Genomic DNA, 22,893 nt, shown 5'->3' with positions numbered 1-22,893 from the left:
AGCCCGGTGCGCCGGTTCAACAGGGGCCGGCGCCTTCGACGAAGAGTTGCCGGGCCCAGTCCGCGTAGCCCGCGATGACGTTGCGCACCCGGTGTCCATCATGGAGGAAGAGGTAGCCGCGGTCGCCGCGCCGGGCCAGCAGGCCGTCGAAGCGGTACGTCCCGCGTGGCGCGTGCAGCGTGGTGACGGACGGATATCGGGACCAGACCTCGGTGACCGGGGTACCGACGGTCACCCCCTCCGGGGTCTGCATCGGGTCGCCGGCCCAGAGCAGCACCAGCCGGTCGTTGACGAAGACCGGGCTGACCGTCTCGTGCCCGGTGAGCAGCGGGCCGCAGGCGTCGACGTCCGGGCGCAGCACGCCACGTCGGGTCAGCTCGGCCTCGGTGTCGCCGAATGCGACGTTGCGCAGGCCGTTCAGGTCGAGCACCTCCACGCTGCTGGCGCGTACCGGCCCCTGTGGAGCGAATGTTGGTCCGTTCGGTGCGCTGCCGGAGATGACGGCAGCTGTCAGCAGCCCTGCAATAAGGGCAAATTGGCGCAATTTCATCGGCTTCCCCCGGGGGTCCTAACGGGACGGGGGCGTCCAGGTTGCTGCTATTTGCCGGATTCCTGACTTTCCCACTGATCGGCAAGATCGTCCCAATAGTCGGCGCTGAGCCGCCGCCGCCCGTGCGCCAGCCAGCCGTCGGTGTTCCGCTCCAGGTGCAGCCCCAGCTCGGCGAACGGGTCGATCCACGTCCCGGGTTCGACGCCCAGCTCGACCAGCGCCGCGTTGATCGGCCACTGGGCCCGGGGCGTCTCCAGCGTGCCGTCGAATCGCGGGCCCCAGGAAACCGTGCCGCCCAACCAGAGCACCGCCGACTGGTATCCGAGGCCGCCGGAGAACTCCGCCTCCAGGTAGCCGAGCGGGCCCCGCTGCGACCAGCCGGCCAGCACGTCGGTCAGGGCCGGCGCGAGCACCAGGTGGAACGGATCTCCGGCGTCCGGCGGGTCGACGCGGAAGTCCGGCAGCTCGCCGGTCAGCTCCTCGATCAGTTGTGGGGTGACCGGCAGCAGCGCGAAATCCTGCCGCAGCTCGCCGAGGACCGCGTGATCCAGCTCCGCGGTCTGTTCGCGGAGCAGTTCGGCATCCGCGACCACCGCGCTGAGCTGGTAACTCATTCGGCAACCTCCGGCATCCACAGCCTGTGGATGGAACATGTGTACGACGGGTCGGGCACCCGGCCGGGGTCGCCCTGGTTCGCGCTCAGCCTGGGGCGGCCGGGTCGTGCTCGGACGGTCTCGGTCAGCGGTGCTCGGGCAGCTTCGCGACGAACGCCTGCCAGGCCGCCGGCGCGAAGATCAGCGCCGGCCCGGTCGGGTCCTTCGAGTCGCGTACGCCGATCACGCCGGGCAGATTGTCGGCGACCTCGACGCAGGCTCCGCCGTTGCCGCTGCTGCGGCTGCTCTTGTGCCACCGCGCGCCGTTCAGTTCCATGTCTTCGCCACTTCCGTGATGAGGTCGAGGGACTGCCGGTGGGAGAGCGCCTCGCCGCGCACGTTCTCCCACGCTGCCATCATGGCCGCGATGTCGGTCGGGTCGCTAACCAAATGTCCCTGGAGCTGGTTGTCCAGGTAGCCGGCGATCCGGTGGTCCCGCGCGGTGGCGATCACGAACGGTCCGTTCAGCCCGGCGTAGGCGCCGACCGTGGCCGGCACCACGTGCACCCGGACGTGCGGCTCGGCGCAGGCCGCCACCAGGGCGCGCAGTTGCTCGCGCATGGTGGCCGGGCCGCCGACCGGCCGGCGCAGCACCGCCTCGTCGACCACGGCGGTGAACTGCGGCGGGTCGTCCTGCTTGAGGATGCCCTGCCTGTTGAGTCGCTGGAACAGGTGCCGCTCGACGTCGCCGCGCGGGATCAGCCCGGCTTCGCCGAGCACGGCGCGGGCGTACGCCTCGGTCTGCAACAAGCCGGGAAGGACGGTCGACTCGAACCAGCGCAGCGACACCGCCTCGCGCTCGATCTCCTGCCACGGCCGGAACCAGATGGGGTCACGACGTCTCGAAGTGTCCGGCCAGATGTCCGCGACGTCCCGGCGAAGCTCCTCCGCGGCCGACAGCCGGTGCCGGGAGTGCGGGATGCGGCCCTCGGTCATCCACCGGCCGACCGTCTTCGGGTCGACGCCGACTCGTTCGGCGAGCGATTCGATCGTGTGCCCGGTGTCGCTGAGCGCCACCCGGAGCGCGTCGTTCACGGGCCCCTCCATCGGATGTCCCAAATATCTCGCCACCATATCGCTACGCCCTGTGTTTGTCTGACCACTAAGGGGAGGGTGGGCTGATGAACCGCCTGACCGTCGGCACGACGATCCGGGTGCCCGAGGAGGCGTACCGGTTCGGCGAGGGGCCGCTGACCCTGCTGATCACCGAGGTGCTGAGCGTCGGGCCGTTCCAGGGCGCCGAGTGGGCCGAGGTGCGCGGCCACGAGGTGCACCCGGACGGCACCCTGCGGGCCCGGCAGAGCTACGCGTTCGTACGTGTCGACCGGGCCCGGCAGGTCGAGGTGCGAGCCCTGTGACCCGCCGCTGCGAACACCTGCCGACCCGGCCCACCTGGCGCTGCGCCGCCTGCGGCATCGCCTGGCCCTGCTCGCCGGCGAAACTGCGACTGCTCGGCGAGTACCGGCACGACCGGGCGGCGCTGACCGTCTACCTGGCGACCCTTCAGGCCGAGGCCGCCGAGGAACTGGCCGCCCTCGACCAGGCCCCGGCACCGACCGACCTGACCAACCGCTTCCTCACCTGGACCCGCCCGCCCAGCTGAGCCGGGCGGGCTGCCGCGGGCGCCCGGTCCGGCGCGGCGGAAGGCGCAGGTGAGTCTGATGTGGACCGTGAGCAGCGACGCAACGTGTTAATCTCTGTCACTAGGCATGATCACCTTGAGCGACCGAGGGGACACATGGTGGCCGGCGTTCCAGGCACGGGCGGCTTGCTGGACCCGGACGGCGCCATGGAGCGCCTGGCCGAGTGGAAGGGCCGGATCAACCAGCTCGCGGCCGACACCAAGGCGATGAGCGACCAGCTCCAGGAGCTGCGGGTGACGGCAGCCGACGACAACGGGCTGGTGGAGGTCACCGTCGACTCCTCCGGGCAGCTGGTCGACCTCTGGCTCGGCCAGCGGATCCACCGGGTCGCGCCCGACGTGGTCGCCAGGACGGTCATGAACACGATCCGCGCCGCCCGGCAGCAGCTGGCCGACCGCTCGCAGGCGATCATCGCCGACACCATGGGCACCGAGTCGCCGGCGGCGCGGGCCATCGCCGAGCGGGTCGGGCAGCAGCTGCGCGACGCCGATCCCGCCGCGGACGGTCCCGACGACCAGCAACGCAGGTGGTGACCACGTGGGCGACGGTTTCGAGGTCGACGCGGAGCAGATCCGCCAGCACGCGCGCAACATAGACGCGCTGCGCGGCCGCTTCGGCGCGATCAAAGGCGCCAGCGCGCACATCACCGGGGACGACGCGGCGTACGGGGTGCTGTGCGGGTGGATCTCCGGCGTCCTGGAGAGCCGGCACACCCGACAGGACGAGCTGATCGCCTACGTCGAGGAGAACCTGGCTCTCGTCGTCAAGGGGCTGGGCACGACCGCCGACAACTACGACAACGCCGACGCCGACTCCAGCAACACGATCCGCAAGGCGGGGAGCGGGTTGGACGGAAGTCGGGCGGGGGCGGCGCATTGAGCGACGGGTCGCTGATCGCCGGCGTCCAGTCGACCCGCAAGCCGTGGACCGGGGCGGCCGCCGCCGACAGCTTCCAAGGGCTGGTCGACGCCATCCGCAGCGAGGGTTGGGTCGACGACCTCATCGCCGGTGCGGCGTTCGGGGTGGAGGCCGTCGCGACCGTGCTGGACCCGTTCAGCGCGCTGCTCGCCAACGGGCTGGGCTGGGCGATGGAGTACTTCGAGCCGCTGCGGCAGATCCTCGACGAACTCACCGGCATGCCCGACGTCGTCGCCTCGCACGCCGCCACCTGGGACAACATGGCCGCCGAGCTGGAGAGCATCGCCATCGACCTGAAGTCGCACCTCGGCGCGGACACGCCGCTGTGGCAGGGGCAGGCGGCCACCGCCTACCAGGGCCTGATGGCGCACAACGTGGCGGCGATCGACGGGATGAGCGGCATCTCCGCCGCGATGGCCGCGGCGACGCAGGCAGCCGGCAACCTGGTCGCGTTCACCCGTGACGTCGTACGCGACCTCATCGCCGACCTGGTGGCGCGCGTGGTCATCTGGGCGGTCGAGGCGATCTTCGTGGTCACCATCCCGGTGATCGCCACGCAGATCGTGGCGGCCGTGGTCAAGTGGGGCGGACGCATCCTGACCTACGTCGCCGCACTGATCAGCAGCCTGACCAACCTCTCCAAGCTGCTGAACGGCTAGGGCCGGCGATGGCGAAGCCCAAGACGCCCCCGGGTGGGCACGGTGACGGCGGGACGACTCCGCGCCCGGGTGACGGTGACGGCGAGAGCGGCATCCCCGGGCAGCGGCGGCGCAGTTCCACCGAGGTGCCCGACAACGTCTCCCGGGCCCAGGAGGTCGCCGGCGAGGAGGCGAAGCTAGGTCGCCCGCCCGGCGGCGACTCCGGCGAATCAACGGGCCGGCCCTCCGGCGGCAACGACGACTACCAGACCCCCAAACCCGGCACCCCCGAGTACGACCGCCGGGTGGAGGAACTGGCCGCGGACCCGGCCCACAACGGCAACATCAGCGCCAAGTCCCGCCGTGAGGCCGAGGTCGGGCTCGCGGCGGAGGCGGAGGGCAAGATTCCCGGTCCGATTCGCCGTGCCGAGCTCGACAACTCTGATCCCGCGTTCCAGAAGGACCAGGGCGAATTCATCGACTCGAACGGCCACAACTGGGACGTGAAAGCGCCGGCCGACGTATTCCCTGCTGGGCGGCACGCCGGCCAGCCGATGCCCGAGGGAATGAGGGGGCGCTACGATGGCGACGAGTTCGAGCAGAAACTCGCCGACGAGGTAGCCGGCGGACAGAATGTGGTCATCGACACCAAGAATCTGTCCCCGAGCGCCGTGGCTGATCTGAAGAGTCGGGTCGCCGGTCGCACGGACTGGGACGGCAAGGTGGTGTTTGACAAATGAGCAGATACAAGCGCAGCAGCGCGGACGTGATCCGCTGGCCGGAGAGCCCCGACGCCAGGGAGGCGCTTGAGGAGTGGTTCGCCGCCGCTGCTCCGGGCACGTCCTACCTGTCCGGCGACTTTCTCGACTTTCGCGGCGCCGATCTCAGCAACCTCGACCTGACCGGTGCCTACCTGGCCAATTCCAACCTGACCGGGGTGCGTTTCGAGGACGCCAACCTCGGCGACGCCAATCTCAACAACTGCGAGCTCGGGCGCGCCGATTTCTCCTTCGCCGATCTGGCCAAGGCGGAAATGGTCGGCTGCCTGGCCGGAAACGCGCGGTTCCGCGCGGCGCGACTGTTTTCGGTGCAACTCGACGATGCCGTGCTGACCGGCGCCGATCTGAGCCACGCGATCCTCAACTCGGCCAAGCTCTACCGGACCGATCTGCGCGACGCCAACCTCGAATTCGCCAGCCTGCGGTGGTGCACGCTGGGCGGCACGAACATGCCCGCCGTGCTGACCGGCGCGCGCCTGTTCGGCTGCCAGCTCGAGGGCGCGACGGGTTCCGTCGTCGGCCCGGTCTTCGTGGACGAGGAGGCCACCCGGTCGCTCGGTGGCGCCGACCTTCAGGCCTGGTTCGCCGAGCACGGCGCGGAGCAGGTCCAGGTCGCGAGCTGACGCCATCCCGCCGAACGGCGGGCGAGGCGCGCATGAGTGTGGAGACGACTCAGGGCTGGCCCCGTTTTGGGGCCGGCCCTGTCGTCCGTGCGGCACTGCCACCACACCCCGGGGTCCCCGACCGTGGTCGTACGGGCTGATCCGCCCAGGTAGGAGCGGGTCCGCGCCCTGAGCCGCCGAGCTACCGTCCGGACCGGGCCCATCGTTTTTTCTCCGGGCTGCGGTAAATGGATCGGGGCGCTGGTGCGTAAAGCAGGTGTGGAACGAGACGGGACGGACTTCGCGGAGTTCTATCAGCGCTCTCGGGACGACTGCCTGCGCGCCGTACTGGCCGGTACCGGCGATCGCGCGCTGGGCGAGGACCTGGTCGCTGAGGCGTTCGCGCGAGCCTGGGCCTCCTGGCGGAAGGTGAGCCGGCATCCGGCACCGGCGGCGTGGGTGGTGCGTACCGCCCTCAACGTCCGCGTGTCCTGGTGGCGGCGCCGCCGACGCGAGGTGGCTCTCGACGGCCACGACCGGGCGCAGCTCGCCGAGGACGGACTCGGCATGGACGACGTCCTGCTGACCGCCATCCGCCGGCTGCCGAAGCGGCAGCGCGAGGTGATCGTGTTACGCATCTGGCTCGACCTGGACACCAAGGCCGTGGCCGATGTGCTGGGCATCTCCGCCCGAACCGTAGCCGTCCACCTGTCCCGTGCCACCGCAACCCTGCGGGCGCAGCTCGTGCCCGTAGCCAGTTAGGAGATTGGACATGAGAGACGATGAGGTGCTGGACGCGGTGAAGCAGACCCTTTCCGACGTACAGATGGATCGTCCGGTCGGGGCGATCGAGCGGCGCGGCCGGGCGCGGCGGCGCAACCGCAGCCTCGGCCTGGCCGGCGGTGGCCTCGCGGCCGTGGCGGCGCTCGCGCTGGCCGTGCCGATGGCCACCCAGCAGCTCGACGCGGCCCCGACCGGCGACGGCCCGGCCGCTGGTGGCACCACGACCGACGCTACGACGGCGATGGCGCCGGTGGCGTTCACGCTGACCAAGCAGGCGGACAGCACGGTGAAGCTGACCTTGAACTACAAGCAGGTCCTGGATCCCGCCGCCCTGCAGAGCGCGCTGACCGACGCGGGTGTCCCCGCCGAGGTCAAGGCCCACGCCCTCTGCGTGCCGAAGGGCAAGGAACTGCCGCGGGCCGACCAGGTCTACCGGACCGAGAAGGTCAACTGGCCCGACGGGTCGCCGAAGCAGTACGACCTCGTCGTCGCGCCGGCGAAGATGCCGAAGAACAGCCGCATCTACTTCAGCGTCTTCTCGGTGCGGGGGGCCGAAGAGTTCGACAAGGCCGCCCACTTCCTCGTGTCGGACGGTGCCCCGATGAGCTGCCGGTCCGACAAGGAATTCGCCCCGGCGGGCTCCTGACCCCTGCCGTACTCCCTGGTGGGGTGAGCTGACGGTCGGTGAGTGGGCCCGCTCATCGACCGCCGGCGTGTCCTGGTTCGCGTCGTGCAACCCCTCGCCACGGCATCTCCGTTTCAGGGGTGCGCCGTCTCTGGCGTTCTGCGATTGGGGACCCTGATGAACACTCGTCGGCGACGTGTCGACGCGGCGGGCCGGGTGAGCGGGCGCGGGCCGTCGCGTCGCGGATTGCTGGCGGTTGCGGTGCTGGCCCTCACCGGCGGCGGTGTGGCCGAGGCGAGCGCCGTCTGGCGCCTGTCCGGTGGCCGCGAGTCGACGCCCGCGGCGGGGGGCCGGGGAACTCCCGGCCCGCCCACCCCCAGTCCGACGCCGGATTACCTTGCCGCCGCCCGGCAGAGGGTCACGGCGTACCTGGAGAAGGTCGGGCACGGTCAGGTCACGATGGCGGTGAAGGACCGGAGATCCGACGTGGCGCTCACCGTCGGTGCCACCCGCTTCCAGACGGCCAGCATCGTCAAGGTCGACATCCTGGCTGCCCTGCTGCTGCGAGCGCAGCAGCGGAACCAGGAGATCACCGACACCGATCGGCGTAACGCCAAGAGAATGATCACCGCGAGCGACAACGTCGCCACGACCTCGTTGTACCGCCGGATCGGCCGGAAGTCGGGACTGACCTCGGCGAACAGGACCTTCGGCTTGAAGGAGACCACTCCCGCCGCGTCGTGGGGGATGACCACGACCACCGCGGCGGACCAGATCCGTCTGCTCACCTCGCTCACGGACGAGGACGGTCCACTGGACGAGGACAACCGGAGCTACCTCTTCGACCTGATGAGCCACGTCGAGGAGGACCAGGACTGGGGAGTTCCCGCCGCCGCCGGCACGGGGACCACGGAGGCCTACGTCAAGAACGGGTGGGACACGGTGACCGCCGACGGTGGCCTCTGGCAGGTCAACACGGTCGGGCGGCTCGTCGAGCCCGGACACGACTGGCTCGTGGCCGTGCTCTCCAACCACCACCGGACGCAGGCGGCCGGCATCCGGATGATCGAGGCCGTGGCCAGGTACACCCTCGGCGAGCTGCGCAAGATCCCCACGGCGCCGGCGGCCTAGAGACGACTCAGGGCCGGTCCCCGATGGGGCCGGCCCTGTCGTGTGCCTGCTCGAGCGAGCGGAGGATACGAGATTCGAACTCGTGAGGGTGTAAACCCAACACGCTTTCCAAGTCTGCGACCACCAGTACGGCGTCGGCCGGCACAGTACGTGAGCTGCGCCAACCTTCCCGCGTCGTACTGCTAGGAACGGCGGTGTACAGCCCTGAACGAGACCACAACTGAGACCACTGCCGCCTCCTGGTAAGGGCGCGGAGAGAGAGACTGCCTCGGGCGCAAGCTGCCGGTCGATGGTTGTCTACCGCAGCTCGGCCCCATCAGGGGAACCTGTAGTGCCGCGCGGACTGGCAAAGCAGAGGCGTTGAGAGCGAAGACGCCAGGCTTCTAGGTGTTCTCGGTTCCACAACGTGACCATTTGGGTACTTAACGTAGAAGCCTCGATCGGCTAGGGTAGGAAGGTGTCGGCTCGTTCCGAATGCGGTTCAGGAGAGGAATCAGGCATGCCTACGCGGGTCAATGTCGCGCCTGAGATGCTCCGCTGGGCGCGTCAGAGGGCAAGATATTCCGTCGCGGACTTGGCAAACCGGTTTCCAATGCTTTCGCAATGGGAGGCGGGTTCTGTAAAACCGACAATGGGGCAGCTAGAGAAATACGCGCAAGCGACCTACACCCCCATCGGATTCTTCTTTTTGCCAAGTCCCCCGGAAGAGACGCTACCGGTACCAGATTTTCGAACCTTCCGCGACGAGCAGAACCGGAACCCAACTCCCAATCTTTTGGACACGATCTACGCATGTGAACAGAGGCAGGAGTGGTATCGGGAATTTGCCGAGTCCCACGGCTACCCATCCGTTCCGGTAGTCGGAAGCATGAGTCTCACGGTCAGTCCGGAGGCAGCAGCGAACCACCTGCGTGACTCTTTAGGCTTTAGTCTTAGGATTCGCTCTGAGTTCCCTACATGGACAGACGCGCTCCGTGGGCTGTCGGATCACGCCGAACGCCAAGGGATATTAGTGATGACCAGCGGCATCGTGGGCTCCAATACCCACCGCAAGCTGGACCCAAAAGAATTCCGCGGTTTTTCCCTTGTGGACCCTATCGCGCCGCTGATCTTCATCAACGGAGCAGACACTAAGGCTGCCCAGATCTTTACACTAGCTCACGAGCTGGCGCATATTAGCCTCGGCGGATCTGCGATCTCTAATCAAGATCTAGCGCATATCGCTAACGGCGACCAGACGGAGCGTTGGTGCAACGAAGTTGCCGCCGAGCTCCTGCTGCCTTTGGCGTCTCTGCGGGAAGAATTCGTCAGAAGCCGCGATCTGACTGCGGAGTTGCAACGACTAGCACGACAATACAAGGTGAGCACACTGGTCGTGCTTCGGCGCATCTTTGATGCAGGCTATCTGCAAGAACGCCAATTCAGCCGCGCCTTCGAAGATGAGCTGGAGCGAGTGCTTGCCCTGATGAATAGGCAGTCCTCTGGCGGAAACTTCTACACAACCCTTCCTGTGCGAGTAGGCAGGCGCTTCGCCCGATCAGTTGTTGCCGACACCCTTGAAGGTGGCACTCTTTATCGGGACGCATTTCGCCTTCTCGGGTTCAAGAAGACATCAACCTTCGAGCAGCTCAGCGAGAGCCTCGGGGTTGCCTAATGTATCTGATCGATACAAATGTATTCATAGACGCCAAGAATCGTTACTACCCTTTCGATGTTGTTCCGGGATTCTGGGACTGGCTCAAGTCTGCCCATTTGGGCGCCAAAATCTACACGGTGGAAGCCGTCTATGATGAATTGGTGTGCACCGCAGACGAGCTATGCGAGTGGATCAAGAAAATGCCGAGGTCATTTACTTTACCGGCAAGTGAGATCGGTGAGTCATCGCTTACTAGCCTGAGCGGATGGGCAAACAGTTGTCCTCAGTACACCAGGGCTGCAGTTTTCGAATTCTTGGGGGCGGCTGATTATTTTCTGGTGGCACACGCACACACGATAAGTGCGACAGTGGTAACGCATGAGAGGGCGGGTACGGGCTCGCGTAACCGCATTAAGATCCCGGATGCATGTGACGCGGTAGGCGTGAGCTGGATGAACCCGTTCGATATGCTGCGGACAGAACAGGCGTCATTCAGGCTCTAGCTAGGCTCCGGCCCGGTGCCAGGAGGCGGATGGACCGAGGTTCTCGTTGCCCTTAGCTCGATGCCGTTCACTCCTCGAATAAGTCAATCATTGCGCGAGTGATCTCGCCCATGCTTGTGATTACTGCATCTGCACCGGCAATACGAAACGCCTCGACCTTCCCTGGCCGGTTCGCGAAGCCAATCACGCGGACTCCAGCGGCTCGTGCGCCATTAATGTCGGACAGCGAGTCCCCAATCAAGAGGCATCGGCTTGGAGGCTCGGCGAGTGCGTCGACAGCCTTCAGGATCGGTTCAGGGTTCGGCTTCATGCGGCCCGGCTCAGCGTATGCTCGGCCGATTACGGGAGAGACGTACCTGGCGAGCCTATGCGCCGCGAGGTAGGCGGTCACCGCGCCAGCCGAGTTGTTGCTGACCGCGGCCACTGACATCCCTGCTTGCCGGGCAGCCACGATGAGTTCCCGGCCATACGGCGTTGGCTCGGCAGTTTTGACGGCTCGGCGTTCGGCCGCGCAGAGCGCGTCTTCTATTGCCCGGGTGATGCCGTGGTCGCCAAGCGCAGCGGCGAGCCGTAGCACTTCGAGCGGGTCGGGCTCGCTCGCGAGATCCGGCGGCACGTCGATACCGTGCCGCCGCAGCACGTCGACCAGCTCGGCAGCAACCTGCGGCGCCGGATATCCGGCAAAGATGCTGCACACGGGGCCGTCGAAGTCGAGCAGCACCGCGCTGACCTCGCCAAGCAGCTGGCCCAGGTCGGCGGTCATCCGTCGTACCGGTAAGCGATGGTCGACCACACCGAGTCGAACCACTGGCGGGACGCCTCCACGAACTGGGTGCCGTGGGAGGTGTGGTCGTCGGTCACCGCGTAGTGGAACAGCGGCACGTCCTTGCCCATGAGGTCGTAGATCGCCATCGGCTCGCCCTTGATCGAGACGGTGCGCTCAACGACCGGGTAAAAGCCGTAGAAGACTTCTTCGCCGTTGAGGATGTAGAGCTTGAACAGCGGGGACGCTCTGTGCATCCGCACCTCGACTGCGGCTGACCGAATGAGGCCGAGGTCGCCCAGCTCGGCGACCTGGTCGATGATGCCGTCCGCCGCCCGCCGGGTGATGCGTTCCGCACGCTCGCGCACCGCCGGGTCATCGGCCTGCGTCTCGGCCCGCGACGGCAGCGCCATCGGGACCGTCATGTCGGAGATCAGGACCCGCACGGCGATCGTCTCCGGTGCGAGCCGGCCGACCCGCACCTTGTCGAGCGCTTCGGCGAGCGCATCGCGCAGCGTCTCGCCGGAGAACCCTGCGAAGTCGATCGTGACGTGAGGCCGCTCGAATGCCGCTTCGATGTGCGGACGTAGCTCAACGGGTCGCTGCGTCTGTGCTCGGACGAACGCGCCGCTGCCCTGCCGGGACACGATCAGCCGCTCTGCCCGAAGCAGCTCCAACGCTCGCTTGACTGTTTCCCGCGCTACGCCGTAGCGGGCGGCTAGCTCGGGCTGTGATGGCAGCTTGTCGCCCGGGGCGAGTCGGCGCGTGAGGATGGCCGCCCGCAGCTTGTTCGCGATCTGCTGCGAAGCCTGTTTGGGGTCGTCAGGGTCTAGCTGACCGAGGAAGTCAAGGTTCTCGCTCACTCGCCCACGGTAGCGCTGACTAGCCAAGTCAGGAAAGTTCGCCGCGTCCTCTTGACCTGACTAGCCAAGCCGTCCTACGTTCATGGCGTCGGACCTGGCTAGCCAGGACCGACAAGCCGGGCGGAAGCCGGGGAAGGTGGCGCATGCGCTACACGCCCACGGGCCGGTCGTGTGGTCGTTCATTCAGAACTTCACAGCAGAAGCGCCGCGTGGATCCGTCTGCGGCAACCCCGCCTTGAGTCACACGGTGGCCGACCCCGGTAGATCCCGGGCGAGCGGGGCGAGCGGGCCGGGTCTGGCGCGCGGTTGCTTCTGCCCTTGTTCCTGTTCCCCCGGGGTGCGGCCGGTCTGGTCGCACCCCGGGCTTTCCCCGACCTCATCGACTCACCGGAGGTTCCCCCGTGCGAACGCACCTTGCCCCCGTCACCGCCGAACCGACCGCCGCCGCCCTGGCAGGGATCGAGTCGGAGTGGCCGCTGATCGCGGCCGAGCTGGACGTGTTGGACGCTGAGATCACGCTGATCTGCGCCGAGGACCGCGGCGGCCCCTCGCCGCTGGACTGGCGGCGGCTGCGCCGGGCCGAGGCCCGCGTCACCCGCGCCGCCGCCACCCGTACCGACCCGCGCCGCGCGGCCTGATGTCGCGTATCCGCGCCGCCTACTTCGATCCGGACGGGGCGCGGTACGGCATCCCCACCTACTGGTGGAAGGGTGCCCCGCCCGGCTACGCCACCCGCCGGCAACTCACCGCGGCCGGCCTACGCCCCGGTGGCCAACCGATCGCTGCTCAGGTGCTCTGGCGCGGCATCGGCGGCACCCGCACGGCCTACCTCTACCGCCTCGACCTCGCCGCGCCGAAGCGCACCGCCACCCCAGCGCAGCGCGCCGCGATCGGCAAGGCACTCACGGCTCGCCGGACCTGCCCGACCTGCGGCACTGTCCGGCCCTACTTCATCCCGCGCTCGCTCGGCGAGTGCATCGACTGCGCGTACCCCCAGGAGGCCGCCGCGTGATCCGCACCTACACCGATCCCAGCGTCCTGGCCGGCATCGCCGCCGGAGCGAGCTGGGCCGATCCGCAGATGGACCCGACCCGCATCGACTGGACCGAACGCAAACGCCGCGCCGTGATCCCGTTCGCGGTGATCGACGGCCGACCGGTCAACCCGTGCGCGCCGACCGGCATCCGCTACGGCCGCAACCAGCTCGGCCACTGGGGCGAGCAGCTCTGCGCCGACGCCATCGTCACCGCCGGAGACGCGCACGGCTTCCGCTGGCTGCTGCTGGTCGAGCGGGCCGACGGCCACGGTTGGGCACTGCCCGGCGGCCATATCGATGAGGGCGAAGACTCCACCGACGCCGCCGTGCGAGAGCTGGCCGAGGAAACCGGCCTGATCTTCGACCGTGCCGAGGAGCACTACCTGACGATGCCGGCCCGCTACGTGCCCGACCCCCGAGCGAGCGATGAGGCGTGGATGGTCACCGTCCCGACCCGCTTCGACCTCGGCGGCGGCTTCTACATGTTCCCCGAGGTCACCGGTCGCGACGACGCCGGCCGCGCCATCTGGGCACCAGCCACCGACTATCCCGAATTGGCCCGCCACCTCAACCGCGTCTACGGCGGCCAGGTGTTCGCCGCACACCGCGACCTACTCGCCGACACCCTCAACGACTGACCGGAGGTCACCCGCCATGACTGCCCCCGCTATCAATGGCACCCGCTACCCCCAGCCGATCGAGGCCCTGTTGCCCGCCGCCCGCGACCTGGATCTGCCGGATGGGGACGTGTTCCCGTCGCGTAACCGGCTCATGCGAGAGTTCCGCATCGGTGCGCCGAAAGCTGGCGAACTGCTGGCGCTGCTCAAGGCCGAGCCCGCCGCGCCGCCGGCCGACACCACCGAGCCGGCTACCCCGGACCCGGCACCCGCCCCGGCCGCACCCGAGCCCGCACCGCCGGCCGAGCCGGACCCGACCCCCGCGCCGGAGATCACGCCGCCCACGCCGCCGGCCGAGGCCAACACGGTCAGTCGCCCGGACACGCCCGCCTCGCCCGCCTCGCCCGCGCCGGCCGCGCCGGTCCGATCGGCGGTGGTGTGGCCGGTGGTCTTGCTGGCGCTGCCGGCGTTCGTCGCGATCTGGTCCGGGTGGGTTGGCCTCGGCGGACTCACCGGGTTCGGCATCGTGCACCCGCTGCCGGGCATCTGGGACAGCTTCTCCATCAACAGCGCGATCACGCTGCCGATCGGGGTGGAGACGTACGGCGCGTACGCCTTATACGTGTGGCTGTCCGGGCGGGTGCCCGAGCGGGCACGCCGGTTCGCCAAGTGGTCCGCCCTCGGCTCCCTCGCCATCGGCGCCCTCGGCCAAGTCGCTTACCACCTGCTCGAAGCCGCCGGAGTCACCTCGGCGCCGTGGTGGATCACCACCGCCGTCGCCTGCCTGCCCGTCGCGGTGCTCGGCATGGGTGCCGCCCTCGCGCACCTCGTTCGCACGCACGACTAGTTCCACCCGGCGGCGCGGCCCTCGTGGCCTGGAAACCCGCGCCGCGCCGCCGGCCCTCAACCCCGACCCTCACGGATCAGATGGAGGAACCCCCATCATGACCTTCCCCCGAGATGATGACCGATTCGACTGGCAGGCGGCCGAAAACGACCTGACCGGCCCGGATGCCGACGTGGTGGACCTGGACGCCGTCCGGTCCCGCCGGCAGGCACCCACCCCAGTCGACGACGACAACACCGACACTGCCGGCCGCCTGGTGGACTCGCCCGAGGCGCAGCGGTCGCCGCGGTTCACGGTGGCCGCGTTGCAGGACGCGAAGCGGCGGCCGATCGTGCCGGCGTGGCTGCGCTCACGCGCCGAGCTGCGCGACGCCGCCCGGTGGACGATCGGGCACCTGTTCCACGCCGGAGCGTTTCACCTGACCCGCACCCCGAAGTACGCCGGGAAGCTCGCGTGGCGTGCCCCGCGCGGCGCAGGCCGACTGCTCGGCGGGTGGGGTCGCTGGCTGTTCGACCTGCAAGGCGAACACGTCCGCCAACTCATGGCCGACAAGGGCGACGCGGAGATGTACCTCAAGGCGTCACGGCTGCGTGACCAGCGCGTCCGGTGGCGCGGCTTCGTCACCGCCGCCGCCGTCCTCGGCGTGCTCCCCGCGCTGGGCATCGCCTACGCCCTCGCTCCGCCCGGCGCCCGCTATGCCACCCTCGCCGCGCTGCTGGGCGCCCTCGGCGCGCTCGGCCGTCCGGCGGACAAGCCGCTGCTTGACACCGCCGTGGTCGTGCCCCGCGTGCAGAAGCTGACCTCGGATGTGGTGGTGCGGGCGCTGGGCAACCTCGGCATCACCGGCATCAACCAGGCGCTGTCCAAGGGTGACCGCGGCAAGGACTGGTTCCCCGCCCCGATCACCCGCGACGGCCCGGGATGGCGCGCCGATGTGGAGCTGCCCAACGGCGTCACCGCCACCGAGGTCATCGAGAGGCGGGAGAAGCTAGCCGCCGGCCTGACTCGGCCGCTGGGCTGTGTGTGGCCGGAGGGTCAGCCGGAGGTGCACCCCGGGCGGCTTGTGCTCTGGGTCGGCGATCAGGACATGTCCAAGGCCCGCAAGCCGGTGTGGCCGCTGCTCAAGGGCGGCACGGTGGACCTGTTCCGGCCGCAGCCGTTCGGCACCGACCCGCGCGGCCGGTGGGTCGACCTCACCCTGATGTTCATGGCCATGGTCATCGGGTCCATCCCCCGCATGGGCAAGACGTTCACCCTGCGGGAAGTGCTGCTCATCGCAGCATTGGACCCGCGTGCGGAGATCCACGCCTACGACCTCAAGGGCACCGGCGACCTGTCCGCCCTGGAGCAGGTCGCGCACCGCTACCGCGCCGGTGAAGAGGACGAGGACATCGAATACGCGGTGGCCGGCATGCGCGAGCTGCGCGAGGAGCTACGCCGCCGCGCGAAGGTGATCCGCGACCTGCCCCGCGACCTCTGCCCGGAAAACAAGGTCACGCCCGAACTGGCGTCCAAGAAGAGCTTGGGTCTGCACCCCCTCGTGGTGGGTGTCGATGAGTGCCAGAAGTGGTTCGAGCACCCTGAGTACGGCAAGGAGCTGGAGGCGATCAGCACCGACCTCGTGAAGCGCGGGCCGGCGCTCGGGATCATCCCCGTGTTCGCCACCCAGCGGCCGGACGCCAAGAGCCTCCCGACCGGCATCTCGGCGAACGCGTCGACCCGGTTCTGCCTGAAGGTGATGGGACAGACCGAGAACGACATGGTTCTCGGCACGTCGCAGTACAAGCAGGGCATCCGGGCAACCATGTTCGCCTGGACCGACAAGGGCACCGGCTACTTCGTCGGTGAGGGAGCCGATGCCCGGATCACCACCACCGTCAACATCGACGGTCCCCTAGCGGAGAAGATCGCCGCACGCGCCCGCACCGCACGGGAAGCCGCCGGACGGCTCACCGGGCACGCACTCGGCGAGCAGCCCGCCAAGGTTCAGGCGCTGTCCTACAACCTGCTCGACGACATCACCGCCGTGGTCCCGGCCAGTGAGGCCAAGGTGTGGTGCCGCACCGCCGCCGCCCGCCTCGCCGAGCTGCGGCCCGAGGTCTACGACGGGTGGGACGCCGAGCAGGTAACCGTCGCGCTCAAGCCGTTCGGGGTCAAGGTCGGGCAGACGTGGGGCACCGACCCGGACACCGGCAAGGGCGCCAACCGGGGCGGCTTCGAACGCGCCGCCATCATCGCCGCAATTGCGGAGCGTAACCGCAAGCGGGACGCGAGCTAACCGCCGATCGGTCCTAGGTCTAGGAGCGGGCACCTCCTAGACCTAGGACCACCCCTAGGGCGCCATCCGAACCGTGACCAGGACGCTAGGAATCTAGCGGCCTTCCCCGAACACACCCCGAAACCGGCCTTGGAGGCTGTCATGGACCCCCGCGACCTGCTAGCCGCCGCCCCATGCCTCATCCTCGCCTTGCTCACGCTCGGTTACCTCGCGTTGTGCGTTGCTGCGCCGTTCGGACGCTGCCGCATCTGCCACGGCAGCGGCCGCAAGCGCCCCACGGTCGGCCGTCTGCGGCGGGAGTGCCGCCGCTGCGCCGGCACCGGGTTGCGGTTGCGCGTCGGCCGGCACGCCATCAACCACATCAAGGACGAGTACCAGGCGGCCAAGCGATGAATCGCCGCGCCGCCGGCCACACCGACTGGTGCGGACAAGACCACCGCTGCAACCTCGACGAACACCGCTCCGACGAAATCGTGATCGACATCGCCGGCCGTGCTCGCGCGGTGCTCGTCCGGGTGCGCACCAGGACCGGCCGCGAGCACGCCGAGGTACGCGTCAGGGTCGCGCTCGCCCCCGGCGAGTTGGCCGCCCGCCGCCAGTTGGTCGGGCTGCTGGGCGACCTGCGGCACGCCGTCACCCGCGCTGCGGTCACCTCCCGACCGCGACCGAGGCGGGCCTCGTGATGTCCGGCCCGCGCCGCGACGGCCCGTCGCCGCGTGACTCCCGGCTGTCCGGTTTGGAGGTGTGGCTCACCGGCACGCCCGCCGAGCTGGACGCCGCGACCGCCGCCTTGGCCGACGCCGGGCACCTCACCCAGCGCGGCACCCGCCAGCCTCTGACCGGCACTGACGCCGGCCGCTACCGGCTCTATCTGCGCCTGAGCGTCACCGCCGGCCGGCAGCGGCGCACCGGCGTCCCGGACGCCACAGGCGGCGCGCTGATCGACCTGGCTGCCGCCCGCGCCCAGCGCCGCCCGGCCTGACCCGATTCCCCCGAGCCTTGGGAGATGCCCCATGTCTGACCTTCTGACCGCCGCGCTCGCGCACGCCGCGCGCGGCTGGTACGTCTTCCCCTTGCGTCCCGACGACCGGCCCGACGACCCAGATGAGGCCAAGCGGCCGGCGTTTCCCAACCGCTGCACCGCCGAGCACTGCCCCCGCGCCGATCCGCGCTGCCGCGCCACCGGCCGTCACGTCGGGTGGGAGGAACGCGCCACCACCGACCCGGAGCGCATCCGCCGTGCGTGGTCGGCCCGCCCGTACGGGATCGGCATTGCTTGCGGCCCCTCCGGCCTGGTCGTGGTCGACCTCGACGTGCCCAAGCACGCCCGCGACACCCCGCCGCCGCACTGGGCCGGAGCGGCTTTCGGCCTGGACGTGTTCGCGACCCTCGCCGCGCCGCACGGCGGCATCACCGCCACCTACACCGTGTGCACGGCCAGCGGCGGCAGCCACCTCTACTACCGCCACCCCGCCACCGGGCCGCAGCTACGCAACACCACGGGCGACCGGGGCGGGCTGGGCTGGAAGGTCGACACCCGCGCCCACGGCGGCTACGTCGTGGCCGCCGGCAGCACCGTCGCCAGCCGCCCCTACTCCGTGGCGCTGGACTGCGACCCGGCTCCGCTGCCCGCATGGGTAACCGGGCTGCTCACCCCCGCCCCGCGACCCGCCCACCGGCCCACCCCGGTGGCACTGCCAGCCGACCGGTGCGGCGCGTACCTGGCAGCGGCAATCCGCCGGCAGGTCGCCCACCTCATCACCGCCGCCGAAGGCCAGCGCAACCACGCCCTGTTCGCCTCGGCGGTGGCGCTCGGGCAGCTCGCCGCCGGGGGCGTGCTCACCGACGACGACGTAACCGCCGCCTTGGGGCCCGCTGCGTTGTCGCTCGGCCTCCCGTCGGGCGAGGTCGCCCGCACGATCGCGTCGGGGCTGCGGACCGGGGCGCGTAATCCGCGCGGCCTCGCCGGGGTGGGGAGGGCGGCGGAATGACGACACGGTTGCAGATCGGCTCCGGGCCCGAAACGATCCGCGTGCTCAAGGCCGCGCTGGTCGATGGGCTGCTGCCCGACACCTACGTGTCCGCCGGTTCCCTCGTGCACATGGAAGCCGTCTCCGGTGGTCTGGCCACCGCCGCTGATGAGGACTCTCCGTTGCCGGTGTCGGCGAGCATGGTCAACCCTGCCGGTTTGGCTGGGCTGCTCGCCGAGCACGCTTACGTCTACCGGCTCAAGACCCGCAAGAGCGATACCGGCGATCCCGAGGTCTACGAAGACGAAGTAACCCCACCTCGCGACATCCTGTCCTCGGTACTGGCCGGCAAGACCTGGCCCGGCGTGCCGCCACTACGCGGCATCATCGGCGCACCCGTGCTACGCCGAGACGGCACCCTGCTACAACAGCCCGGTTACGACGCCGCCACCGGACTTTACCTCGCGTCCAAGGTGGCGCTTCCCCCCGTGCCAAACGAGCCGACCCCGGAGCAGGCCGTCGAGGCTCGCACGTTCCTGCTCGACCGGTTCTTACGGGACTTCCCGTGGGCAAGCGCCGCCGACCGGGCGAACTACGTGGCGCTGCTGGCCACGCCGATCCTGCGGCACTTCACCCGCTCCTTGACCCCGTTCGCGCTGATCGACGCCACCATGCCCTCGTCCGGTAAGACGATCCTCACGGCTGGGCCGGGGATGCTCTATGGCCAGCGCGTCATGGCCTGGGCCTACTCCGATGAGGAACTGCGCAAGTCCATCACCGCGGTGCTGGCTGAGCAGGTCGGCGTGGTCATCTGGGACAACCTGGCCGAGGGAACCGTCATCGACTCCGCCGTGCTCGCCCAGCTCGTCACCTCCGGCGTTTGGTCCGACCGTCAGCTCGGGGCGTCGCGCAACGTCGCCACCGTCAACGACCGGCTGTGGATGGCCACCGGCAACAACCTCCAGGTTGGCGGGGACATGGCCTCCCGCACGGTGCGGGTGCGCCTCGACCCGGACATGCCCCGCCCCGAGTTGCGCGACCAGCGTGGGTTCGGCATCCCGCACCTTGACCAGTGGATCACCGACCCGGCGAACCAACTCACCGTCCTGTGGCACCTGCTTGTGCTGGTGCTCGACTGGACCCGTCGGGGAGCACCCCGCGTGTCGGGGTTGTCGATGCGGCAGTTCACCCCGTGGGCGCAAGCCCTCGGCGGGTTCCTGGCGCATCACGGCATCGACGGTTTCCTGACCAACGCCGCCGAGATTCATGAGATCGATGAAGACGAGACGCGCTGGCGCGCCTTCCTCACTTGCTGGCACGACCGCCACGGCGGCCGTGCGATGACCGCCGCCGAACTCCGCCAAGACGGAGAGCCGATGCACCTTGGCAGCGACGTCAACGACCCGTGGGACGGGCAGTTCATCACCACTCACAACGGCCGCCTACCCAACCCTCTGCAACTCGGAAGGCTGCTCACAGGGCAGGCCGGACGCTGGCGCGGTGAGCATGTCGTCCGCGCCGGCCGGAACGACCGCGGCGATCGATCCGTCTTCTGGGTCGAGCAGCACCAGGGATAAAACTAAAGACCGAGGCCAGCGGCCTGGGCAAGGGGACAGCCCCGCCAGCGGTCATCCTCATCCCAGACCACAGCGATGTCCTCAGCGTTGAGCCAGGTAACGCGGCGGTCGGTGATGGGAGCGCTAAAGACCGCGAGCAGCTGCGGTCGCGAGGCGCCGGCAGGGTAGAGAAAGTGCCGGTATTCCTTGAGCTGGCTGTGGGCCTCGCGGGTCGCGCGGGCAACATCACGGCCGTAGACGACCTTGTACTCGCCGATCCACGGGGTGGGGGAGGTGATGACGAAGTCGCGGGGGTGGACCTTGGTGGTCAGCTTGAAGTTGCGGCATTGCAGCCAGGTGCCGTATCGCTTGAGACCACCTTCGTGTCGTGGCTTACGCACGATGGAGCGTTTCGGCAGACTGATGACGGCGGTGACGTCAACACCGGGGTCGAACGGTAAGTCTCGGTCGTTGGGGTCGACGTGCACGGCGCTGCCGGTGAAGATGGTTCCCGGGTTGGCGATGGCGAACCGGTCCCTGGCCTGCATCGCCTCGGCGAGTACGAGGCAGGCGTGGTTGAGATCACCCGCAAGGGTCTTGTCGTCGGGCAGGGCGTCGAGCGGGTAGGTCTTCGCGATGATGGTCGCGGCCTCGTAGCGGCGCTGCCGGATCCCGGGGCGCCGTAAGTCCATCGCGGCGCCCCAGCCGCTCGTCAGGTCCGCTGGCAAGCCGCCACGGATCGCGGCGGCCTCGGCCCGCAACGCCTCTAGCACCTGAGCTTCTCGATCGCCGGCTTTCTTCATCGTCTTCGCTCGCAGCTCGGTGCCCATATTCACGCTCAGCGTCCACGCCTCACGTGACGCCTGCAAGAGCCACACCACGTAGAGGCCTCGCATCGGAGTGACCGACTCGTCCGGGTCGAAGAACCCGATCCAGGGCGTGTCGGTCGTCGCCAGTGGACGCTGACCTCCACTGGCCTTGATCACGAAGTCGTTCGGGCCGTAGCCGTCCAGCAACTCGCCCGCCTGGGACAAGAGTCGCTGCTGCGGCGTGTCGAACCCGTCGCGCGGGTCATAGCCGGCACCTACAGCCAGCAGATAGTCCACCAACGTCATCGGTGCCGTCTCCATACGCACGGTTCTACCGCACCGGTACGACACCTCCCGTCTCTCGTGTCCGCCCAGCCCACCAGCGCGTGCCATCGGCCCCGCCGGCGGCCGCGCTGCTACGAAAGCAGGCAATCATGACCATCCCGACCCCCGTGGCCGCAGACGAGGCCAACTACGTTCGGCCAATCATCCCGAATCGGCCGAGGCTGCTGGATCTGTGCTGCTGCCAAGGCGGCGCGACACGCGGCTACCAGAACGCCGGCTTCTACGTCGTCGGCGTGGACATCGCGCCGCAACCCCGCTATGTCGGAGACGAGTTCGTCCAGGCCGACGCCCTCGACGTCCTACGCGATCGCGCGTTCGTGTCCCGATTTGATGCGATCCACATGTCCTGGCCCTGCCAAGTCTTCAAGCTCGGCACCTTGCGAACCACCAAACCGGTTCCCGACCTGGTCACACCGGGCCGCAAGGAAGCGAACGTGACCGGCATACCGTGGGTCATCGAGAACGTCATGGAGGCACCCCTCGACCCGGCCCGGTCGATCGTGCTGTGCGCCAATACGTTCGGTCTGCGCACCTACCGCCACCGCCGTTTCGAGTCCTCCCACCACCTCAAACTGGCCGCCCCGCCGCACTTGCCACACATGAAGCGGGCACCGAACCGGCGCCGCCGCGAAAGGTGGCTCGCCGGTGACCACGCCTCCATCACCGGCGATGTCGGAACCTACGTCGGTCCCGAGGCCATGGGAATCGACTGGATGACCGGCAACGGCCTGTCCGAGGCGATCCCGCCGGTCTACACAAGATGGGTGGGCGCCCAGCTCCTCGCCTACCTGAACGGCACCCGTCCAGCTTCTCGGCGAGCCTCAAAGGCGGCATGACCACTGTCCACGGTTCTACGTCGCCACGGCGGCCGTGCGACGACCGCCGCCGAACCTCGCCAAGACGGAGAGCGCATGCGCCCTCGGTAGCGACGACAACGACCCGTGGGACGGGCAGTTCATCACCACCCACAACGGCCGCCTACTCAACCCCTTTGCAACCCGGCAGGCTGCTCACAGGGCAGCCGGGGCGGTGGCGCGGAGCACGTCCGCGCCGGCCGCAACGACCGCTCCGTCTTCTGCGTCGAGCGGTACGAGGGGTGAAACCCGCTGAACCATCTCCGCAACTCCGCAACGCCGCACACACCCCCGACCACCAGGGAAAACGCCTGGCGGAGATCAGAACCAAGAGGACCCTCAATCTCCGCATCTCCGCAGCCAACTGCGGAGATCCCGGCCCTCTGCGGAGATGACCCCTCACCATTCCCTCCCATCTCCGCAAGCATTTGCCCAGCTCACGCCCATGTTTGCGGAGATGCGGAGATGCGGAGATGGTTCAGCCCCTCCACAAC

Annotated in this window: 30 protein-coding genes and 1 tRNA gene; 23 read left to right on the top strand and 8 right to left on the bottom strand. The window is 68.9% G+C overall.

Annotation, left to right across the window (positions count from 1 at the left end; genetic code table 11):
* Positions 1–16: 16 nt before the first annotated feature.
* The 4 genes from ACIBBA_RS03470 to ACIBBA_RS03455 all read right to left on the bottom strand — a co-directional run bounded on the left by ACIBBA_RS03470 (position 17) and on the right by ACIBBA_RS03455 (position 2,238).
* Positions 17–514 (bottom strand): hypothetical protein, encoded by a 498-nt coding sequence (locus ACIBBA_RS03470; protein ID WP_396693438.1) that lies wholly within the window; start codon positions 512–514, stop codon positions 17–19.
* Positions 515–597: 83 nt separating this feature from the next.
* Positions 598–1,164 carry a hypothetical protein gene (locus ACIBBA_RS03465; protein WP_396693307.1) on the bottom strand — a complete coding sequence of 189 codons (567 nt, stop codon included), beginning with the start codon at positions 1,162–1,164 and terminating at the stop codon, positions 598–600.
* Between the two features lie 124 nt (positions 1,165–1,288).
* Positions 1,289–1,480 (bottom strand): DUF397 domain-containing protein, encoded by a 192-nt coding sequence (locus tag ACIBBA_RS03460; RefSeq protein WP_396693305.1) that lies wholly within the window; start codon positions 1,478–1,480, stop codon positions 1,289–1,291.
* Entirely contained in the window at positions 1,471–2,238 is a 768-nt protein-coding gene (locus ACIBBA_RS03455; protein WP_396693303.1) for a Scr1 family TA system antitoxin-like transcriptional regulator, read from the bottom strand. The genes ACIBBA_RS03460 and ACIBBA_RS03455 overlap by 10 nt, the downstream gene beginning before the upstream one ends.
* Before the next feature lie 86 nt (positions 2,239–2,324).
* Between ACIBBA_RS03455 and ACIBBA_RS03450 the strand changes: the two genes are divergently transcribed.
* The 10 genes from ACIBBA_RS03450 to ACIBBA_RS03405 all read left to right on the top strand — a co-directional run bounded on the left by ACIBBA_RS03450 (position 2,325) and on the right by ACIBBA_RS03405 (position 8,322).
* Positions 2,325–2,561 carry a hypothetical protein gene (locus tag ACIBBA_RS03450; RefSeq protein WP_396693301.1) on the top strand — a complete coding sequence of 79 codons (237 nt, stop codon included), beginning with the start codon at positions 2,325–2,327 and terminating at the stop codon, positions 2,559–2,561.
* On the top strand, positions 2,558–2,806 hold the full coding sequence (locus tag ACIBBA_RS03445) for a flavin reductase (RefSeq protein WP_396693299.1): 249 nt from the start codon (positions 2,558–2,560) through the stop codon (positions 2,804–2,806). The genes ACIBBA_RS03450 and ACIBBA_RS03445 overlap by 4 nt, the downstream gene beginning before the upstream one ends.
* Before the next feature lie 138 nt (positions 2,807–2,944).
* On the top strand, positions 2,945–3,379 hold the full coding sequence (locus ACIBBA_RS03440; RefSeq protein ID WP_396693297.1) for a YbaB/EbfC family nucleoid-associated protein: 435 nt from the start codon (positions 2,945–2,947) through the stop codon (positions 3,377–3,379).
* A 4-nt stretch (positions 3,380–3,383) separates the two neighbouring features.
* A complete protein-coding gene (locus tag ACIBBA_RS03435) occupies positions 3,384–3,725 on the top strand; it encodes a hypothetical protein (RefSeq protein WP_350873620.1) in 342 nt (113 codons plus the stop codon).
* Positions 3,722–4,423, top strand: a complete 702-nt coding sequence (locus ACIBBA_RS03430) for a WXG100 family type VII secretion target (RefSeq protein ID WP_396693295.1) — start codon at positions 3,722–3,724, stop codon at positions 4,421–4,423. Before ACIBBA_RS03435 ends, ACIBBA_RS03430 begins: the two co-directional genes overlap by 4 nt.
* A gap of 8 nt (positions 4,424–4,431) precedes the next feature.
* Positions 4,432–5,142, top strand: coding sequence for a hypothetical protein (locus ACIBBA_RS03425; protein ID WP_396693293.1), 711 nt, complete (start codon positions 4,432–4,434; stop codon positions 5,140–5,142).
* A complete protein-coding gene (locus ACIBBA_RS03420; protein WP_396693291.1) occupies positions 5,139–5,804 on the top strand; it encodes a pentapeptide repeat-containing protein in 666 nt (221 codons plus the stop codon). Before ACIBBA_RS03425 ends, ACIBBA_RS03420 begins: the two co-directional genes overlap by 4 nt.
* A 243-nt stretch (positions 5,805–6,047) precedes the next feature.
* The gene (locus ACIBBA_RS03415) at positions 6,048–6,545 is read left to right on the top strand and encodes a sigma-70 family RNA polymerase sigma factor (protein ID WP_396693289.1); all 498 of its coding nucleotides are present in this window, start codon (positions 6,048–6,050) and stop codon (positions 6,543–6,545) included.
* 10 nt (positions 6,546–6,555) lie between these two features.
* The gene (locus ACIBBA_RS03410; RefSeq protein ID WP_396693287.1) at positions 6,556–7,212 is read left to right on the top strand and encodes a hypothetical protein; all 657 of its coding nucleotides are present in this window, start codon (positions 6,556–6,558) and stop codon (positions 7,210–7,212) included.
* A gap of 225 nt (positions 7,213–7,437) precedes the next feature.
* On the top strand, positions 7,438–8,322 hold the full coding sequence (locus tag ACIBBA_RS03405) for a serine hydrolase (protein ID WP_396693285.1): 885 nt from the start codon (positions 7,438–7,440) through the stop codon (positions 8,320–8,322).
* 59 nt (positions 8,323–8,381) lie between these two features.
* On the opposite strand, the gene ACIBBA_RS03400 is transcribed toward ACIBBA_RS03405, so the two are convergent.
* A tRNA-Phe gene (locus ACIBBA_RS03400) sits at positions 8,382–8,492 on the bottom strand.
* Between the two features lie 287 nt (positions 8,493–8,779).
* Here ACIBBA_RS03400 and ACIBBA_RS03395 point away from each other — a divergent pair.
* Positions 8,780–9,976 (top strand): helix-turn-helix domain-containing protein, encoded by a 1,197-nt coding sequence (locus tag ACIBBA_RS03395; protein WP_396693283.1) that lies wholly within the window; start codon positions 8,780–8,782, stop codon positions 9,974–9,976.
* Entirely contained in the window at positions 9,976–10,461 is a 486-nt protein-coding gene (locus ACIBBA_RS03390) for a DUF4411 family protein (protein WP_396693281.1), read from the top strand. Before ACIBBA_RS03395 ends, ACIBBA_RS03390 begins: the two co-directional genes overlap by 1 nt.
* Positions 10,462–10,528: 67 nt before the next feature.
* Here ACIBBA_RS03390 and ACIBBA_RS03385 read toward each other — a convergent pair whose 3' ends face one another.
* Both ACIBBA_RS03385 and ACIBBA_RS03380 read right to left on the bottom strand, forming a co-directional pair.
* Positions 10,529–11,224 carry an HAD family hydrolase gene (locus tag ACIBBA_RS03385; RefSeq protein WP_396693279.1) on the bottom strand — a complete coding sequence of 232 codons (696 nt, stop codon included), beginning with the start codon at positions 11,222–11,224 and terminating at the stop codon, positions 10,529–10,531.
* The gene (locus tag ACIBBA_RS03380) at positions 11,221–12,087 is read right to left on the bottom strand and encodes a GntR family transcriptional regulator (protein ID WP_396693277.1); all 867 of its coding nucleotides are present in this window, start codon (positions 12,085–12,087) and stop codon (positions 11,221–11,223) included. Before ACIBBA_RS03380 ends, ACIBBA_RS03385 begins: the two co-directional genes overlap by 4 nt.
* 401 nt (positions 12,088–12,488) lie before the next feature.
* On the opposite strand from ACIBBA_RS03380, the gene ACIBBA_RS03375 reads away from it, so the two are divergent.
* The 10 genes from ACIBBA_RS03375 (at position 12,489) to ACIBBA_RS03330 (ending at position 20,412) form a co-directional block, all read left to right on the top strand.
* The gene (locus tag ACIBBA_RS03375; RefSeq protein ID WP_396693275.1) at positions 12,489–12,725 is read left to right on the top strand and encodes a DUF6284 family protein; all 237 of its coding nucleotides are present in this window, start codon (positions 12,489–12,491) and stop codon (positions 12,723–12,725) included.
* Complete coding sequence (locus tag ACIBBA_RS03370) at positions 12,725–13,099, top strand: RRQRL motif-containing zinc-binding protein (RefSeq protein WP_396693273.1); 375 nt, start codon at positions 12,725–12,727, stop codon at positions 13,097–13,099. Before ACIBBA_RS03375 ends, ACIBBA_RS03370 begins: the two co-directional genes overlap by 1 nt.
* Complete coding sequence (locus ACIBBA_RS03365; RefSeq protein ID WP_396693271.1) at positions 13,096–13,761, top strand: NUDIX domain-containing protein; 666 nt, start codon at positions 13,096–13,098, stop codon at positions 13,759–13,761. Before ACIBBA_RS03370 ends, ACIBBA_RS03365 begins: the two co-directional genes overlap by 4 nt.
* 16 nt (positions 13,762–13,777) lie before the next feature.
* Positions 13,778–14,587 (top strand): ABC transporter permease, encoded by an 810-nt coding sequence (locus tag ACIBBA_RS03360; protein WP_396693269.1) that lies wholly within the window; start codon positions 13,778–13,780, stop codon positions 14,585–14,587.
* 97 nt (positions 14,588–14,684) lie between these two features.
* Complete coding sequence (locus tag ACIBBA_RS03355) at positions 14,685–16,865, top strand: cell division protein FtsK (RefSeq protein WP_396693267.1); 2,181 nt, start codon at positions 14,685–14,687, stop codon at positions 16,863–16,865.
* A gap of 141 nt (positions 16,866–17,006) precedes the next feature.
* Entirely contained in the window at positions 17,007–17,258 is a 252-nt protein-coding gene (locus ACIBBA_RS03350; RefSeq protein WP_396693265.1) for a hypothetical protein, read from the top strand.
* A complete protein-coding gene (locus ACIBBA_RS03345; RefSeq protein ID WP_396693263.1) occupies positions 17,255–17,548 on the top strand; it encodes a hypothetical protein in 294 nt (97 codons plus the stop codon). The genes ACIBBA_RS03350 and ACIBBA_RS03345 overlap by 4 nt, the downstream gene beginning before the upstream one ends.
* Complete coding sequence (locus ACIBBA_RS03340; RefSeq protein WP_396693261.1) at positions 17,548–17,847, top strand: hypothetical protein; 300 nt, start codon at positions 17,548–17,550, stop codon at positions 17,845–17,847. Before ACIBBA_RS03345 ends, ACIBBA_RS03340 begins: the two co-directional genes overlap by 1 nt.
* A gap of 31 nt (positions 17,848–17,878) precedes the next feature.
* Positions 17,879–18,856 carry a bifunctional DNA primase/polymerase gene (locus tag ACIBBA_RS03335; protein WP_396693259.1) on the top strand — a complete coding sequence of 326 codons (978 nt, stop codon included), beginning with the start codon at positions 17,879–17,881 and terminating at the stop codon, positions 18,854–18,856.
* Complete coding sequence (locus ACIBBA_RS03330; RefSeq protein ID WP_396693258.1) at positions 18,853–20,412, top strand: hypothetical protein; 1,560 nt, start codon at positions 18,853–18,855, stop codon at positions 20,410–20,412. The genes ACIBBA_RS03335 and ACIBBA_RS03330 overlap by 4 nt, the downstream gene beginning before the upstream one ends.
* Positions 20,413–20,414: 2 nt before the next feature.
* On the opposite strand, the gene ACIBBA_RS03325 is transcribed toward ACIBBA_RS03330, so the two are convergent.
* Positions 20,415–21,506 carry an MrcB family domain-containing protein gene (locus tag ACIBBA_RS03325; protein WP_396693256.1) on the bottom strand — a complete coding sequence of 364 codons (1,092 nt, stop codon included), beginning with the start codon at positions 21,504–21,506 and terminating at the stop codon, positions 20,415–20,417.
* Between the two features lie 128 nt (positions 21,507–21,634).
* On the opposite strand from ACIBBA_RS03325, the gene ACIBBA_RS03320 reads away from it, so the two are divergent.
* Complete coding sequence (locus ACIBBA_RS03320) at positions 21,635–22,381, top strand: DNA cytosine methyltransferase (RefSeq protein ID WP_396693254.1); 747 nt, start codon at positions 21,635–21,637, stop codon at positions 22,379–22,381.
* Positions 22,382–22,893 lie beyond the last annotated feature (512 nt).

Source organism: Micromonospora sp. NPDC051006, assembly GCF_044456245.1.
GTDB lineage: Bacteria > Actinomycetota > Actinomycetes > Mycobacteriales > Micromonosporaceae > Micromonospora.
This window is presented reverse-complemented; position numbering and strand designations above follow the sequence as displayed.

Excerpts from the sequence above, each read along its gene's own strand:
- ACIBBA_RS03465 (WP_396693307.1), bottom strand. The coding sequence starts at position 1,164 with ATGAGTTACCAGCTCAGCGCGGTGGTCGCGGATGCCGAACTGCTCCGC.
- ACIBBA_RS03460 (WP_396693305.1), bottom strand. The coding sequence starts at position 1,480 with ATGGAACTGAACGGCGCGCGGTGGCACAAGAGCAGCCGCAGCAGCGGC.
- ACIBBA_RS03450 (WP_396693301.1), top strand. The coding sequence starts at position 2,325 with ATGAACCGCCTGACCGTCGGCACGACGATCCGGGTGCCCGAGGAGGCG.
- ACIBBA_RS03425 (WP_396693293.1), top strand. The coding sequence starts at position 4,432 with ATGGCGAAGCCCAAGACGCCCCCGGGTGGGCACGGTGACGGCGGGACG.
- ACIBBA_RS03420 (WP_396693291.1), top strand. The coding sequence starts at position 5,139 with ATGAGCAGATACAAGCGCAGCAGCGCGGACGTGATCCGCTGGCCGGAG.
- ACIBBA_RS03410 (WP_396693287.1), top strand. The coding sequence starts at position 6,556 with ATGAGAGACGATGAGGTGCTGGACGCGGTGAAGCAGACCCTTTCCGAC.
- ACIBBA_RS03390 (WP_396693281.1), top strand. The coding sequence starts at position 9,976 with ATGTATCTGATCGATACAAATGTATTCATAGACGCCAAGAATCGTTAC.
- ACIBBA_RS03385 (WP_396693279.1), bottom strand. The coding sequence starts at position 11,224 with ATGACCGCCGACCTGGGCCAGCTGCTTGGCGAGGTCAGCGCGGTGCTG.
- ACIBBA_RS03370 (WP_396693273.1), top strand. The coding sequence starts at position 12,725 with ATGTCGCGTATCCGCGCCGCCTACTTCGATCCGGACGGGGCGCGGTAC.
- ACIBBA_RS03360 (WP_396693269.1), top strand. The coding sequence starts at position 13,778 with ATGACTGCCCCCGCTATCAATGGCACCCGCTACCCCCAGCCGATCGAG.
- ACIBBA_RS03355 (WP_396693267.1), top strand. The coding sequence starts at position 14,685 with ATGACCTTCCCCCGAGATGATGACCGATTCGACTGGCAGGCGGCCGAA.
- ACIBBA_RS03350 (WP_396693265.1), top strand. The coding sequence starts at position 17,007 with ATGGACCCCCGCGACCTGCTAGCCGCCGCCCCATGCCTCATCCTCGCC.
- ACIBBA_RS03345 (WP_396693263.1), top strand. The coding sequence starts at position 17,255 with ATGAATCGCCGCGCCGCCGGCCACACCGACTGGTGCGGACAAGACCAC.
- ACIBBA_RS03340 (WP_396693261.1), top strand. The coding sequence starts at position 17,548 with ATGTCCGGCCCGCGCCGCGACGGCCCGTCGCCGCGTGACTCCCGGCTG.
- ACIBBA_RS03335 (WP_396693259.1), top strand. The coding sequence starts at position 17,879 with ATGTCTGACCTTCTGACCGCCGCGCTCGCGCACGCCGCGCGCGGCTGG.
- ACIBBA_RS03330 (WP_396693258.1), top strand. The coding sequence starts at position 18,853 with ATGACGACACGGTTGCAGATCGGCTCCGGGCCCGAAACGATCCGCGTG.
- ACIBBA_RS03325 (WP_396693256.1), bottom strand. The coding sequence starts at position 21,506 with ATGACGTTGGTGGACTATCTGCTGGCTGTAGGTGCCGGCTATGACCCG.
- ACIBBA_RS03320 (WP_396693254.1), top strand. The coding sequence starts at position 21,635 with ATGACCATCCCGACCCCCGTGGCCGCAGACGAGGCCAACTACGTTCGG.